General features: G+C 36.8%; 1 protein-coding gene. It reads left to right on the forward strand.

Annotated features, from left to right (window positions below; genetic code table 11):
* Window positions 1–62 precede the first annotated feature (62 nt).
* Window positions 63–511 (forward strand): DUF402 domain-containing protein (locus tag ACRCJ0_RS19395; RefSeq protein ID WP_431391853.1); only part of this gene is annotated, 449 nt, incomplete at its 3' end.

The raw sequence follows: 511 nt of genomic DNA on the forward strand, positions 1-511 counted from the left end.
TTTTCATTATGATATAATATTTTATGTTACAACCTAGCTAGGTGTAGAAAGTAGGTTTGGTGATGAGAAACCCTAAAGAAGGTGAATTCATCACAGTCAAAAGCTACAAGCACGATGGTTCCTTACATCGCACTTGGCGAGATTCTATGGTTTTAAAAACAAGTGACCAAAGTATCATTGCTTGCAATGATCATACCTTGGTTGTTGATTTTGACGGTAGACGATGGGTGACTAGAGAACCCGCCCTACTATATTTCCATAAACACTATTGGTTCAATATTATTACAATGATTCGTCCGAACGGCGTATCTTATTATTGTAATTTAGCATCCCCTTACGTATTGGATGACGAAGCCTTGAAATATATCGATTATGATTTAGATATCAAGATTTTTCCTGATGGTAAGCGGAAGTTGTTAGACGTAGATGAATATAAAGACCACCGTCAATTGATGGGGTACTCGTCTGATATCGATGCTATTTTAAAAGATAACGTTCAGGAACTTGTACG

The sequence above is a fragment of the Aerococcus sp. L_32 genome, assembly GCF_050689315.1.